The following is a 13,823-nucleotide window of genomic DNA, read 5'->3' on the forward strand; positions in this document are numbered from 1 at the left end:
CATGACCTTCCTCTACAAGGCGGACCCCGAGCGCGGCAAGCAATGGGCGCAGCTCTTCGCGCAAAAGGCGCCGCATATCCCGTTCCGCTTGTGGCCCGATACGGGCGATGCCGCGAGCGTCCGCTATCTCGCCGCATGGCAGCCGCCCGCCGATATCATGCAGGCGCTGCCGAATCTCGAAGTGATCTTCTCGGTGGGCGCGGGCATCGATCAATTCGATCTGTCGAGCGTGCCGCCGGACGTCGCGGTCGTGCGGATGACGGAGCCGGGCATTGTCGAAGGCATGGTCGAATATGTGACGCAGGCCGTGCTCACGCTTCACCGCGATCTCTTCGATTACGCCATTCAGCAGCGCGAGCGCATATGGCGCGACATGCCCGTGCGCCCGGCGGCGACGCGGCGTATCGGCGTGCTGGGACTCGGCATGCTCGGCACGGCCGTGCTGCAACGGCTGCAGCTTTTCGGCTTTGCGTGCGCAGGCTGGAGCCGCTCGCCGCACGAGATCGAAGGCGTCGAATGTCATGCGGGCATGGCTTCGCTCGATGCGTTTCTCGCGCGCAGCGACATCCTCGTTTGCCTGCTTCCACTCACCGACGCGACGCGCGGCCTGCTGGATGCGCACCTCTTTGCGACGCTGCCGCGCGGCGCATCCGTCATCAACGTCGGGCGCGGGCCGCATGTGATCCAGCAGGATTTGCTCAACGCGCTCGACAGCGGGCATCTTCACGCGGCCATTCTCGACGTGACCGATCCCGAGCCGCTGCCGCCGACGCATCCGCTGTGGACGCATCCGCGCGTTCGCATCACGCCGCATATCGCGAGCGCGACGCGGCCCGAAAGCGCCGTCGATGTGGTGCTCGACAATCTGCGCCGGCATCGGAATGGCGAGCCGATGATCGGCGCCATCGACCGCGCGCGCGGCTACTGACCCGCGAAGCGTGCGCCAGCACAAAATGCTGCGCGGCACCCGCAAAACGCCTCATTCGCGCTTTTCCGCGATTTATTTGGCGATGCGGATAGCACGGCCCAACCGATAGTATTGAACGGTCCGCAGCCCATTTTCGAAAAAGAGAGAGCCGCATCATGCCGATCCAGTCGCTAGTCGAAGCCGACCGTGAACACCTGATTCATCCCGTCGTCAGCTATCGCGCGCATGAGGCGCGCGGCGTCACCGTGCTGGATTCCGCGCATGGCGTCTTTCTGCGCGACAGCGAAGGGCACGAGCTGCTCGATGCATTCTCCGGCCTCTGGTGCGTGAACACGGGCTACGGGCACGCGAGCATCGTCGAGGCCGCCGCGAAGCAGATGGCGCGCTTGCCGTACGCGACCGGCTATTTCCACTTCGGCTCGGAGCCCGCCATCGAACTGGCCGCGAAGCTCGTCGAGCTGGCGCCGGCATCGCTGCAACACGTGTACTTCACGCTCGGCGGCTCAGACGCGGTCGATTCCGCGCTGCGCTTCATCACGCACTACTACAACGCGACGGGCCGGCCGTCGAAGAAGCATTTCATCGCGCAGGAACGCGGCTATCACGGGTCGTCGTCCATCGGCGCCGGCCTGACCGCGCTGCCCGCATTCCACCGCAACTTCGATCTGCCGCTCGCGACCCAGCATCACATTCCGTCGCCCTATGCGTACCGCAACGATTACGCCGATGACGCCGCATTGATCGCGGCGTCGGTCGCGGCGCTGCACGCGAAGGTCGACGCGTTGGGCGCGGACAACGTGGCCGCGTTTTTCTGCGAGCCGATTCAGGGATCGGGCGGCGTGATCGTGCCGCCTGTCGGCTGGTTGAAGGCCATGCGCGAAGCGTGCCGCAAGCTCGACATTCTCTTCGTGGCCGATGAAGTGATCACCGGCTTCGGCCGCACCGGTCCGCTTTTCGCGTGCGAGGGCGAAGGCGTCGAGCCGGATTTGATGACGGTCGCGAAGGGACTCACCGCGGGCTATGCGCCGATGGGCGCGGTGCTGATGTCCGACGCGGTGTATCAGGGCATTGCCGACGGCGGCGATATCGGCGCGCCCATCGGTCACGGCCACACGTATTCGGCGCATCCGGTGAGCGCGGCGATCGGCCTCGAAGTGATGCGGCTTTATCATGAAGGCGGGCTGCTTGCGAACGGCCAGGCGCGCGCGCCTCGCTTCGCGGCGGGGCTCGACGCACTGCTTGCGCATCCGCTCGTGGGCGATTCGCGTCATCGCGGGCTGCTCGGCGCGCTGGAACTCGTCTCGGACAAGACGACGAAGCGGGGCTTCGAGACATCGCTGAAACTCCCGGACCGGATTGCGGCTGCGGCGTATCGAAACGGCCTCGTGTTCCGCGCGTTCGGCGACAACATTCTGGGTTTTGCGCCGGCGCTTTGTTATACGGAGAGCGACTTCGACTTGATGTTCGAGCGGCTTGGTAAAACGCTCGACGATGTGCTTGCCGACGACGATGTTCGGGCGGCGCTTAAGGGCACGTCCGAATTTAGTCGCCGCGTGGCTGCGTGATAACATCGATCGACGCCGACATGCGAGACCGAATCACCCACGATGAGCAACGACTGCAAGCTGGACCGAATCGATCTGCGCATTCTCACTCAGTTGCAGAAGCGCGGGCGCATCACGAACGTCGAGCTTGCCGATGCAGTCGGTTTATCGCCCAGCCCTTGCCTGATTCGCGTGAAGCGGCTGGAAAAGGCGGGGTACATCGTGGGGTACGGCGCGCAGATTCAGCTCGAAAAGCTGGGCGACGTGCAGGTGGTTTTCACGGAAGTGACGCTGGCGGATCATCGGCGGGAGGACTTCATCAAGTTCGTCAATGCGGTGAAGGATGTCGACGAGATCGTCGAGTGTCATCTTGCCAGCGGCGGGTATGACTATCTGCTCAAGTTCGTCACGCGTAGCGTGAGTCATTATCAACATATCGTGGAAGGGTTGCTCGAGCGGGATATTGGCATCGAGAAGTACTTCAGTTATGTGATTATCAAGACTTCTTTTGTTAAGACGCATTATCCGTTGGAGGTTTTGTTTTCTAGCGGACATTGAGGACCTTTTGCGCCGGTTCTGGGCGCTTTTGTGTGTTGCACTGCGGTTTCGGGTTTCTTCGTTTCGTGTCGGTCTATTAGCGTTGCCCCTCCCCGGGGCGGGGCAACACTAATAGACCGACACGAAACATAAGAACCGCAAAGAACAGCAAAGAACAGCAAAGAACAGCAAAGAACCGAGTACGATAAAACAAAGCGCAGCAGACAACCCCACGCGCCGCGAGCAAAAAACGCCCACCAGGAGCCAACCCAAAATGCCAGAAAACAAATTCCGCATAGCCGTAATCCCCGGCGATGGAATCGGCAAAGAAGTGATGCCCGAAGCCCTGCGCACGCTGGATGCAGTGAGCAAACGCTTCGACATCGCGCTCGAATACCAGCACATCGAATGGGCAAGCTGCGACTACTACGCCGCCCACGGCCAGATGATGCCCGACGACTGGAAGGCGCAGCTCGAAACCGCCGACGCCATCCTGTTCGGCGCCGTGGGCTGGCCGCAAACCGTGCCCGATCACGTCTCGCTGTGGGGATCGCTCCTCAAGTTCCGCCGCGAGTTCGATCAATACATCAACCTGCGCCCCGCGCGTCTCTTCGACGGCGTGCCGTCGCCGCTCGCGAACCGCAAGGCCGGCGACATCGATTTCATGATCGTGCGCGAGAACACCGAAGGCGAATACTCGTCCGTCGGCGGCGTCAGTTTCGAAGGCACCGACCGCGAGTTCGTATCGCAAACATCTATCTTCACGCGCCAGGGCGCGGAGCGCGTGCTCAAGTTCGCGTTCGATCTCGCGCAGCAACGCGCGAAGAAAATCACGGTCGCGACCAAGAGCAACGGCATCTCCATCAGCATGCCGTGGTGGGACGCCCGCGCCGCCGAAATCGCCACGCAATACCCGGACGTCGCGTGGGACAAGCAGCATATCGACATCCTCTGCGCGCGCTTCGTGCTCAATCCCGATCGCTTCGATGTGGTCGTCGCAACCAATCTCTTCGGCGACATTCTGTCGGACCTCGGCCCGGCGTGCACCGGCACCATCGGGATTGCGCCGTCCGCGAACATGAATCCTGAGCGCACGTTCCCGTCGCTCTTCGAGCCCGTGCACGGGTCCGCGCCGGATATCGCGGGCAAAGGCATCGCCAATCCCATCGCGATGATCTGGTCCGCCGCGATGATGCTCGACTTCCTCGGCCAGCGCGCCGCGCACGATGCGATTCTCTCCGCCATCGAGTCCGTGCTCAAGGAAGGGCCGCACACGGGCGACCTCGGCGGCAAAGCCAACACGAAGGAAGTCGGAGAAGCCATCGCACAGCGGCTCGGCTGACCATCCATCGTTCATTGATACGGACGCCTAAATGAATCAACGATACTCCATCGACCAGCTGATTCGCGCGGACAACTTCATCGCTGGCGAATGGGTTGCGGCCGCGAGCGTCAAACGCTTCGACGTGACGAATCCCGCGACAGGCGAAGTCATCGCGCAAGTCGCCGACAGCGATGCCGCCGACGCCCGCGCCGCCACCGATGCCGCCGCGCGCGCGTTTCCCGCGTGGCGCGACACGCTGCCGAAAGATCGCGCGGCAGTGCTGCATCGCTGGCATGCGCTGATCGTCGATAACGCGGACGCGCTGGGCCAGCTGATCTCGCTCGAACAAGGCAAGCCGCTCGCGGAAGGCCGCGGCGAAGTCATGTACGGCGCGTCGTACGTCGCGTGGTTCGCCGACGAAGCCACGCGCATCTACGGCGACATCATTCCGCAGCAGCAGCGCGGCAAGCGCATGAGCGCGGTGAAGGAACCGGTCGGCGTCGTCGCGGCCATCACGCCGTGGAATTTTCCGCTTGCGATGATCGCGCGCAAGATCGCGCCCGCGCTCGCGGCGGGCTGCACGGTCGTCGGCAAGCCCGCCGAAGATACGCCGCTCACCGCGCTCGCGCTCGTCATGCTCGCGCATGAGGCGGGCGTGCCGGCGGGCGTGCTGAATCTGATCAGCGCGTCGCGCGAACGCGCGGTCCCCGCCGTCGCCGAATGGTTGCAGGACAGCCGCGTGCGCAAGATCACGTTCACGGGCTCCACGCCCGTCGGCAAATATCTCGCGCGTGAATCGGCGGGCACGTTGAAGAAGCTGTCGCTCGAACTGGGTGGCAATGCGCCCTTCATCGTATTCGACGACGCCGACCTCGACGCCGCCGTCACCGGACTCATGGCCGCGAAGTTTCGCAACGGCGGGCAGACGTGCGTGTGCCCGAATCGCGTGTATGTGCAATCGTCGGTGTACGAGCGATTCGCCGACAAGCTCGCCTCGCGCGTCGCGGCATTGAAGGTCGCGCCAGCGACTGATCCCGACGCGCAGATCGGCCCGATGATCAACGCCCGCGCGGTCGAAAAGATCGAGCGTCATGTGAACGACGCCGTGGAACGCGGCGCCCGCGCGCTCGCCGGCGGCAAGCGCCTCTCCGAACTCGGCCCGAACTACTACGCGCCGACGGTGCTCGCCGATGCCACGCCCGACATGCAGTTGAGTTGCGAAGAAACCTTCGGCCCCGTCGTGCCGCTATTCCGATTCGATTCGGAGGCCGAAGCAATCAGCGCCGCGAACGACACGCCGTTCGGTCTCGCATCGTACTTCTACAGTCAGGACGTGCGGCGCATCGACCGTGTGGCGCGCGCGCTGGAAGCGGGCATCGTCGGCATCAACGAGGGCGCGCTCGCGAGCGAAGCGGCGCCGTTCGGCGGCGTGAAGGAGTCGGGCTATGGCCGCGAAGGATCGAAATACGGCCTCGACGACTATCTCTCGATCAAATATCTCTGCGAGGGTGGCCTCGAATGAATGCGCCCGTATATCCGATCCAGGTCACGTTCCCCGACATCGGCCCGCACGAGCACAGCGACACGGGCACCCCCTACGTGCATACGTTCGATTCGGGCGTGCCCGGTCCGCACGTGATGATCAACGCGCTCACGCACGGCAACGAAGTGTGCGGCGCGATCGTCGTCGATGAACTGCTGCGCGCGAAGCTGCGTCCGCGGCGCGGCCGGCTCACGCTCGCGTTCGCGAATGTCGATGCCTACCGGCGCTTCGATGCCGCGCGGCCAGATGCTTCGCGCTTCGTCGATCAGGACTTCAACCGCGTGTGGACCGCGCGCACGCTCGATGACGCGTCGCTCGATTCGAGCGAACTGCGCCGCGCACGCGCGATGCGCCCGGTCATCGACAGCGTGGATCTGCTGCTCGATCTGCATTCGATGCATGAAAAGAGCGCGCCGTTGATCGTCGCGGGGCCGCTCGACAAGGGCATCGCGCTGTCGGCGCAACTCGGCACACCGACGACCGTCATCTGCGATGAAGGCCATCCCGAAGGCCGCCGCATGCGCGACTATGAAGGCTTCGGCGATCCGGCGAGCGAGAAGAACGCGCTGCTGATCGAATGCGGCCAGCATTGGGAAGAAAGCGCGGTGGCCGTCGCGCGCGACGTCACTGCGCGCTTTCTGGCGCACGCGCGCGTCGTGGATGCGGGCGATCTTCCGGCGGACTGGAATCGGCCGCTGCCTGACGAAATGCTCGTCGTGCGCGTGACGGAACCGGTCGTCGCAAAGAGCATGGACTTCCGTTTCGCGGATGCCTATTCCGGCCTCGAAGTGTTCGCCGAAGCGGGCAGCGTGATCGGATGGAACGACGGCGAGCCGGTCACGACGCCCTATGCCGACTGCATGCTCGTCATGCCGTCACTGCGGCAGTTGAGGCCGGGCGTCACGGTGGTCCGGCTCGGCAAAGTGGAACGCCGCATTCCGGCGAAACCGGACGCACGCCGCGTTTAGGCCGCTTGCGCGAAGACGTCCTGCGTCTCGCGCGCCCGCTGCAAGTAGGCGCTCGGCGTCATGCCGCAGCAGCGTTTGAAGTGGCGCGCGAGGTGACTCTGGTCGAAGAACCCGACTTCAGCCGCGACCACGGACCCCGGCACGCCCGCGAGCAGCAACGTCTGCGCGCGCCGCACCCGCACCGTGCACAAGTAGCGGTAAGGCGACAGCCCGAACTGCTCGCGAAAGCGCGTCGCGAAGCGCGACACGCTCAGCGCCGAGACATCCGCGAGTTGCGCGAGGCTCACAGTCTTGTCGAAGTTGGCTTCGATATAAGCGACCGCATCGAGAAGATTCGTCGCGCTCATGATGAAATCTCGGAGGCCGCGGATTCCGCCCGGCCGGGCGCAGGACGCTGGAATCGCGCGATGGAAAACGGCGCGAGATCGATGGGCGTGCTGCCCGTATCGAGCAGTTCGGCCAGCGTTTCGCCGACGCCTGGCCCGATCTGGAATCCCGAGCCGCTGAAGCCGAACGCATAAAAGAGTCCGTCGACTTTCGAACTGCGGCCGATAACCGGCTCCGAATCCGGCAAGTAGCTCTCCACGCCGCTCCACACGCGAATCACGTTGAGCGCGCCGAGCGCGGGCGCCATGCGGCGGAATTGCGCAATCTGCGCGACGGTATTCGCGGGCAGCACCGATGCGCGGCGCGTCGCTGCATCGGCCGGACCGGGCGCGCCGCCGCCCAGCACGATATTGCCGCGCGGAATCTGCCGGAAATACACGCTTTCTTCCTTGACCGACGTGTACACGCCCATCGACCATTTGAAGACATACGGCACCGGCTCGGTCACGGCCATCTGCGGGCCGCGCACCGCGAGCGGCACCGGCTCGCCGAACTGCGTCGAGAGCGCGTTCGCCCATGCGCCCGCGCAGATCAGCACCTGTTCCGCGCGATAGATCCGGCCGCCCGCGCACTCCACGCGAAAGCCGCCCGCCTCCTTCTCCACGCGCAACACGTCCGCGTTCTCGACGATAGTCGCGCCGAGCCGCCCCGCCGCGCGTCCGAACGCGGGCGCGGCAAGGCGCGGGTTCGCGTGGCCGTCGAGCGGCGAACTGGATGCCGCCAGCACCTCGCGCCCGAGAAACGGAAAGCGCCGGAACATGGCCGCGCCTTCGAGCACGTCGAGATCGAGGCCGTAGGCGCGCGCATCGGCGGCATAGCGATGAAAATAGTCGGCGTCGTGCGCGTGATAGCACACGCGCGTGTGCCCGGACGGCAGGAACTCGACGTCCTCGCCGAGCAGTTCGCGCGACTGCCGCCACGTGGCCAACGCGCGGTTCGACATCGCGAGCTGCGACAGCGCGCGTCCCTGGCGACGCACGCCGCCGAAGTTGACGCCGCTCGCCTGCTGTCCCGTCAGACCGCGTTCGAGCAGGATCACCGAGCGAGCGCGACGGCTCAGAAAAAAGGCCGTCGTCGTGCCGATGATCCCACCGCCGATCACGATCACATCGGCGCGCTCGTTCATTCTGTCGTCTCCTGTTCGATGCCTTGCGGCGCGAGCGCCATCGGCAAGGGCTTGACGGGCGCCTGTCCGCGCAGCCGTCCGACTGCTTCGAGCGGAACGCGCGCTTCCGCCGCGATCACTTCCGCGCCCGCGTGCGCGCAAAAACGCCCCTGGCATCGACCCATGCCGACGCGCGAGAACGCCTTCGCGCGGTTCGCTTCCTTCGCGCCCATTTCGTTGACGACGCGCCGCAGTTCGCCCGCCGTGATCGACTCGCAGCGGCACACGACGGTCTCGTCCGGCAACGCGCCCGCGAAGCGCGCGGGCCACGGAAACGCGGCGCGCAAGCCGGCGGCGAAGCGCGTGTAACGATGCAGTTGCGCGCGCAGCTTCGCGGTGTCCGCCTGTTGCGCGACGTGCGCGATGCCCGCGTCCTTCAGCGCCGCCAGCGCGGAGAGCCGTCCCGCGCGCTCGGCGGCATCCGCGCCGCGCACGCGCGCTCCGTCGCCGGCGAGATAGACGCCGCGCACGCTGCTGCGGCCGTCCTGATCGGTGGCGGGCAGCCACTGCCGCAGCGCCGTGTCGAAGTGGAACTCGCAACCGGCGAGATCGGCGAGCTGCGTCTCGGAGCGCACGTGATAGCCGAGCGCCACGGCATCGCAGGCGATGTCGATGACCGCGCCCTTCGCGTCCCTCGCGCGCACACCCGTCACGCCATGCTCAGGCGAGCCGTCGATCGCAATCGGCGTGATCCCGCGATGCACCGGCACGCCCGCGCGCCGCAGCACGTTCATCAGCGCGACGCCCTTTTTCAGCGCCGAAGGCAGCGCGAGCAGCCGGGGCAGCGCGCGCAGACGGTCGCCGAGCGACGAGGTATCGAGCACGGCGCCGACGGTCGCGCCCGCCTTCACGTACTGCGCCGCGACGAGATAAAGCAGCGGTCCGGAGCCCATCATCACGGTGCGCGCGCCGATGGCGCACCCTTGCGACTTCAGCGCGACCTGCGCGCCTCCGAGGCTGAACGCGCCCGCGCGATGCCAGCCGGGAACCGGCATCAGACGGTCGGTGGCGCCGCTACACACGATGAGCGCGTCGAACGCAATGCGGCGGTGGCGCGTGCCGCTCGCGACATGCACCGCGTCAGGCTCGATGTTCCACACGAGCGTGTCCGGCAGATAGTCGATGCGCGCGCGCAGCGCGTCGAACGAACGATGCAGCGCCTGCGCGCGTTCGGCTTCCGTGCCGTACAACGTCTCGTAAGAGCGCGTGAAGCCGTCGGGCTGGCGTCGATAAATCTGGCCGCCGTCGCGCCTTCCTTCGTCGATCACGATGGGATGCACGCCCGCTTCCACGAACGCCTCGGCGGCGCGCACGCCCGCCGGTCCCGCGCCGACGATCACGACAGTCGCGGCCATACGCCCTCCCCGGCCTCACCGATGCGCGTCACGATCGACATGCCTTCGGCCGCCTGCGTCGTGCATGCGCGGATGCGCTCGCCGGCGGCCGTCCACACCCAGCAGTCCTGGCACGCACCCATCACGCAGAAACCCGCGCGTCGGCCATCGCCGAATTCGGAATCGCGCAGGCTGTCCCCGGCGGTCAGCAGCGCGACCATCAGCGTGTCGCCCTCGGCGGCGAGCGAGCGCCTGCCGTCGATCACGATCTCGAAAGTCCTGCGGCCCTTTTCGGCCACGCGCACGAATCGTCCGCTCATGCCGGCACCGTATCGGTCGTCTGCAGGCGAACGAGGTCCGCCGCCGAGTGGTGGCACAAAATCTCCGCGCCGGAAGGCAGCGTCTTCACCGGCGGCGGCACGACATTGCACTTGCCGTCGATGCGCGCCGTGCAGCGCGCGCGGAAGCTGCACAGCTCGGCGGCGTCGCTTTCCGGGCCGAGCGCGGGCAGCGCGGCGAGCGCCGTCGCCCGGCGCGTGTCGAGCCAGCCGGGACGCAACTCCGGCACGCTATCGACGAGCAGCCCCGTGTACGGGTGATACGGCGGCGCGGAAAGCGCCTTGCGCTGACCGGCTTCGACGCAGCGGCCCGCGTACAGCACCATCACGTCGTCGCAGACCGCGCGCACCGTCGAAATGTCGTGGCTGATGAACATGTACGACACGCCGAGTTCGCGACGCAGCTCGGCGAGCAGATCGAGAATGGCCGCGCCGACGACCGTGTCGAGCGCGGACGTGACTTCATCACAGAGAATGAGCGCCGGGTCGGCCGCGAGCGCACGCGCGAGATTCACGCGCTGCTTCTGGCCGCCCGACAAACCGCCCGGCTGGCGTTTGGCGATCGCGGCGGGCAGCTTCACGAGGTCCAGCAGTTCCAGCATGCGCTTCTGGGCCGCCGCGCCGCGCAGGCCGTGATAGAAGTTCATCGGCCGGGCGAGAATGTCCGCGACGGTGCGGCTCGGGTTCAGCGCCGTATCGGCGTTCTGGAACACGATCTGCACGCGCCGGTACTGGTCGAGCGTGCGCTCGGAGAGCTTCGCGGGCAGCGGCTTGCCGTCGAGCAGCACTTCGCCGCGCGCCCGGTCGACGAGGCCCGCGATCACGCGCGCGAGCGTCGTCTTGCCGGAGCCGGATTCGCCGATCACGCCGAGCGTGCTGCCGCGCGCAATGCGCAGGCTCACGTCGTCGAGCACGCGCACGGCGGGCACGCCGTGCGCGTCGACGCGCCCGTAACCCGCGCTCAGGCCGCGGATTTCGAGCACCGGCGTGTCGCGTGCGGTGGCCGGGGCGGCGGCGTCGATTTCCGGGCGGTGCGTGGCCGCGAGAAGCTGGCGCGTGTAGTCGTCGGCGGGGGCGTCGAGCACTTGCGCGGTCGCGCCGTTTTCCCGCACGCGCCCGCCGTTCAGCACGACGATGCGGTCCGCCATCTGCGCGACCACCGCGAGATCGTGCGACACGTACACCGCCGTCGTGCCGAGTTCGCGCACCACGCGCTTGAACGCGGCCAGCACTTCGATCTGCGTCGTCACGTCGAGCGCGGTCGTCGGCTCGTCGAACACGACGACGGCGGGATCGGTGACGAGCGCCATCGCCGCCATCAGACGCTGCAACTGCCCGCCCGACACCTGATGCGGATAGCGGTCGCCGATGGTGTCCGGCTCCGGCAGCGCGAGCGAATGGAACAGCGCCACCGCCTTCGCGCGCGCGGCGGCGGGCGTCATCAGCTTGTGCAGCAGCGCAGGTTCGATCACCTGATCCATGATCGTGCGCGCCGGGTTGAAGCCCGCCGCCGCGCTCTGCGCGACATACGCGACCGTGCGCGAGCGCAGCGCGCGGCGGCCTCGGGCGTCGAGCGAGAGAATGTCCGTGTCGCCGATCCTGACCGAGCCGCCCGCAATCGCGCAGCCGTTGCGCGCATGGCCGAGCAGCGCGAGCGCGATGGTCGTCTTGCCCGAGCCGGATTCGCCGATCAGCGCGAGCACTTCGCCCTTCTTCACCGAGAAGTCGACGCCCTTCACGATCTCGACGACCGCGTCCGGCGCCGCGCCCGCGACCACGCGCAGGCCCTTGACTTCGATCATGTTCATTGATCGCCTCCGTGCGAGCGCGCGCCGTGGCGGCGCAGGCTGTCGATGAGCAGGTTGACGCCGATGGTGAGCGTCGCGATGGCGACGGCCGGCATCAGCACGGCGGGCGCGCCTTCGGCCAGTCCGCCGATGTTCTCGCGCACGAGCGAGCCCCAGTCCGCGTTCGGCGGCTGCACGCCGAGCCCGAGAAAGCTGAGTCCGCTCAACAGCAGCACGATGAACACGAAGCGCAGGCCGAAGTCCGCGAGCATCGGATGAATCATGTTCGGCAGCACTTCCACGCGTGCGATGTAGAAGGGCCGTTCGCCGCGCGCCCGCGCGACCTGCACGTACTCCAGCGTCATCAGGTTGACGGCGAGCGAGCGGGAAATGCGGAACGCGCCGGGAATGTAGGCGAGCGCGGCGACCATCATCAGCATCGGAATGGACGAACCGAACGCCGCGATCACAACGAGCGCGAGCACCTTGCTCGGAATGGAGATGAGCGCGTCGAAGAGACGGCTCAGGATTTCATCGACCCAGCGCCCCGACACCGCCGCGATCAGCCCGAAGAACGTGCCGATGCCGCTCGCGAGCACGGTCGCGGCGAGCGCGAGGCCCACCGTGTACTGCGTGCCGTAGAGAATGCGGCTCAGCATGTCGCGGCCGAGATAGTCGGTGCCGACCCAGTGCGCCGGGCCGAAGCTGCTGAAGATTTCCGTCGACGTCACCGCGCCGCCCTTGTAAGGCGCGACGACCGGCCCGAGAAACGCCACCGCGAGCCAGAACACGACGATGAAAAGGCCGATCAGCCCGAGCACGGAAAAGCGGCCGACCAGACGCCGAAGCGCGCCGCGCTTCACAGCGGCTGCGGCGGCGCACGCCTGCGGTTCGGGCGGCGCATCGGCGGCGGGCGGCGGCTCGTAGATCACGGTCGTGGCATGAGAAGGGGCATGTCGGTTCATCGTTGACGCAGCCTCGGGTTGGATACGATCTGGCACAGGTCCGCAATCAGCACGAGCGCGAGATACGCCACGCAAAACACCATCACGCAGCCCTGCACGAGCGGCATGTCGCGGTTGGTGACGGCATCGACCATCAGGCTCGCGAGGCCGGGATAATTGAAGATGGACTCGACGATCACCACGCCGCCGAAGAGATACGACAGCGACAGCGCCACCGCATTGGCGATCGGACCGATAGTGTTGGGCAGCACGTGCCGCAGCACCACGCGCATCGGCGAGGCGCCCTTGAGCAGCGCCATTTCCACGTACGACGCATTGAGCTGATCGAGCACCGCCGCGCGCGTCATGCGCGCCATCTGCGCGACGATCACGCAGCAGAGCGTCATCACCGGCATCGCGTAGGTCCGCACGAGCGCGCCGAACGAAGACACATCCGACAGATACGAGAGCGCCGGCAGCCAGCGCAGCTTCACCGCGAAAATCAGCACCGCGATGGTCGCGACGAGAAACTCCGGCACCGCGACCGTGGAAAGCGTCAGCACGTTGAGCGCGCGGTCGAGCAGCGAGCCGCGAAACATGGCCGACGCAATGCCGATGACGAGCGCGAGCGGCACGGACACCAGCGCGGTCAGTCCGGCGAGCACGAGCGAGTTCGGCAGGCGCGTGGCGATCAACTGGCTCACCGGCAGGTTATTCGAGAGCGACGTGCCGAAGTTGCCGCTCACCACGTGCACGAGCCATTGCGCATAACGCGTGATGGCCGGTTGATCGAGCCCGAACTGATGCCTGAGCGCGGCCACCTGCTCGGGCGTCGCCGCCTGGCCGAGCGCCTGCTGCGCGGCATCGCCGGGCAAAAGACCCGTGATGCCGAACACCACCGCCGACACGATCAGAAGCGTCAGCAGCGCGAGCCCGAGGCGCGCGGCAATGAGTCGTTGCGCGTGGAGTTTCATCGGATGTCGCCTCCGTTGGAGGTGGAAACCATGCGCCGCCGGTCCCGGCG

The 13,823-nt window shown here is 66.7% G+C and carries 13 protein-coding genes; 6 read left to right on the forward strand and 7 right to left on the reverse strand.

Features of this window, described 5'->3' with window-relative positions; genetic code table 11:
- Position 1 precedes the first annotated feature (1 nt).
- From GV035_RS06400 to GV035_RS06425, 6 genes are all read left to right on the forward strand, one after another.
- A complete protein-coding gene (locus GV035_RS06400) occupies positions 2 to 928 on the forward strand; it encodes a 2-hydroxyacid dehydrogenase (protein ID WP_159834137.1) in 927 nt (308 codons plus the stop codon).
- 155 nt (positions 929 to 1,083) lie between these two features.
- The gene (locus GV035_RS06405) at positions 1,084 to 2,493 is read left to right on the forward strand and encodes an aspartate aminotransferase family protein (RefSeq protein ID WP_159834138.1); all 1,410 of its coding nucleotides are present in this window, start codon (positions 1,084 to 1,086) and stop codon (positions 2,491 to 2,493) included.
- Positions 2,494 to 2,535: 42 nt separating this feature from the next.
- The gene (locus GV035_RS06410) at positions 2,536 to 3,030 is read left to right on the forward strand and encodes an Lrp/AsnC family transcriptional regulator (RefSeq protein ID WP_159834139.1); all 495 of its coding nucleotides are present in this window, start codon (positions 2,536 to 2,538) and stop codon (positions 3,028 to 3,030) included.
- A gap of 253 nt (positions 3,031 to 3,283) precedes the next feature.
- Positions 3,284 to 4,351: a tartrate dehydrogenase gene (locus tag GV035_RS06415; RefSeq protein ID WP_159834140.1), complete on the forward strand. Its 1,068-nt coding sequence runs from the start codon at positions 3,284 to 3,286 to the stop codon at positions 4,349 to 4,351.
- A gap of 31 nt (positions 4,352 to 4,382) precedes the next feature.
- The gene (locus GV035_RS06420) at positions 4,383 to 5,855 is read left to right on the forward strand and encodes an NAD-dependent succinate-semialdehyde dehydrogenase (protein ID WP_159834141.1); all 1,473 of its coding nucleotides are present in this window, start codon (positions 4,383 to 4,385) and stop codon (positions 5,853 to 5,855) included.
- Positions 5,852 to 6,844: a M14 family metallopeptidase gene (locus GV035_RS06425; protein WP_159834142.1), complete on the forward strand. Its 993-nt coding sequence runs from the start codon at positions 5,852 to 5,854 to the stop codon at positions 6,842 to 6,844. Before GV035_RS06420 ends, GV035_RS06425 begins: the two co-directional genes overlap by 4 nt.
- Here GV035_RS06425 and GV035_RS06430 read toward each other — a convergent pair.
- Genes GV035_RS06430 through GV035_RS06460 form a run of 7 tightly spaced genes read right to left on the reverse strand, consistent with a single transcriptional unit; the run spans position 6,841 to position 13,773 of the window.
- Positions 6,841 to 7,191, reverse strand: a complete 351-nt coding sequence (locus GV035_RS06430; protein WP_159834143.1) for a helix-turn-helix domain-containing protein — start codon at positions 7,189 to 7,191, stop codon at positions 6,841 to 6,843. The genes GV035_RS06425 and GV035_RS06430 overlap by 4 nt on opposite strands.
- Positions 7,188 to 8,357, reverse strand: a complete 1,170-nt coding sequence (locus GV035_RS06435; RefSeq protein WP_159834144.1) for an NAD(P)/FAD-dependent oxidoreductase — start codon at positions 8,355 to 8,357, stop codon at positions 7,188 to 7,190. The genes GV035_RS06430 and GV035_RS06435 overlap by 4 nt, the downstream gene beginning before the upstream one ends.
- A complete protein-coding gene (locus GV035_RS06440) occupies positions 8,354 to 9,751 on the reverse strand; it encodes an FAD/NAD(P)-dependent oxidoreductase (RefSeq protein WP_159834145.1) in 1,398 nt (465 codons plus the stop codon). The genes GV035_RS06435 and GV035_RS06440 overlap by 4 nt, the downstream gene beginning before the upstream one ends.
- Positions 9,733 to 10,050 (reverse strand): (2Fe-2S)-binding protein, encoded by a 318-nt coding sequence (locus tag GV035_RS06445; protein ID WP_159834146.1) that lies wholly within the window; start codon positions 10,048 to 10,050, stop codon positions 9,733 to 9,735. Before GV035_RS06445 ends, GV035_RS06440 begins: the two co-directional genes overlap by 19 nt.
- Positions 10,047 to 11,876 (reverse strand): ABC transporter ATP-binding protein, encoded by a 1,830-nt coding sequence (locus tag GV035_RS06450; protein WP_159834147.1) that lies wholly within the window; start codon positions 11,874 to 11,876, stop codon positions 10,047 to 10,049. Before GV035_RS06450 ends, GV035_RS06445 begins: the two co-directional genes overlap by 4 nt.
- Positions 11,873 to 12,820: an ABC transporter permease gene (locus GV035_RS06455; protein ID WP_159834148.1), complete on the reverse strand. Its 948-nt coding sequence runs from the start codon at positions 12,818 to 12,820 to the stop codon at positions 11,873 to 11,875. Before GV035_RS06455 ends, GV035_RS06450 begins: the two co-directional genes overlap by 4 nt.
- Positions 12,817 to 13,773, reverse strand: coding sequence for an ABC transporter permease (locus tag GV035_RS06460; protein ID WP_159834149.1), 957 nt, complete (start codon positions 13,771 to 13,773; stop codon positions 12,817 to 12,819). Before GV035_RS06460 ends, GV035_RS06455 begins: the two co-directional genes overlap by 4 nt.
- Positions 13,774 to 13,823 lie beyond the last annotated feature (50 nt).

The organism is Burkholderia sp. 8Y, assembly GCF_902506145.1.
Classification (GTDB): domain Bacteria; phylum Pseudomonadota; class Gammaproteobacteria; order Burkholderiales; family Burkholderiaceae; genus Caballeronia.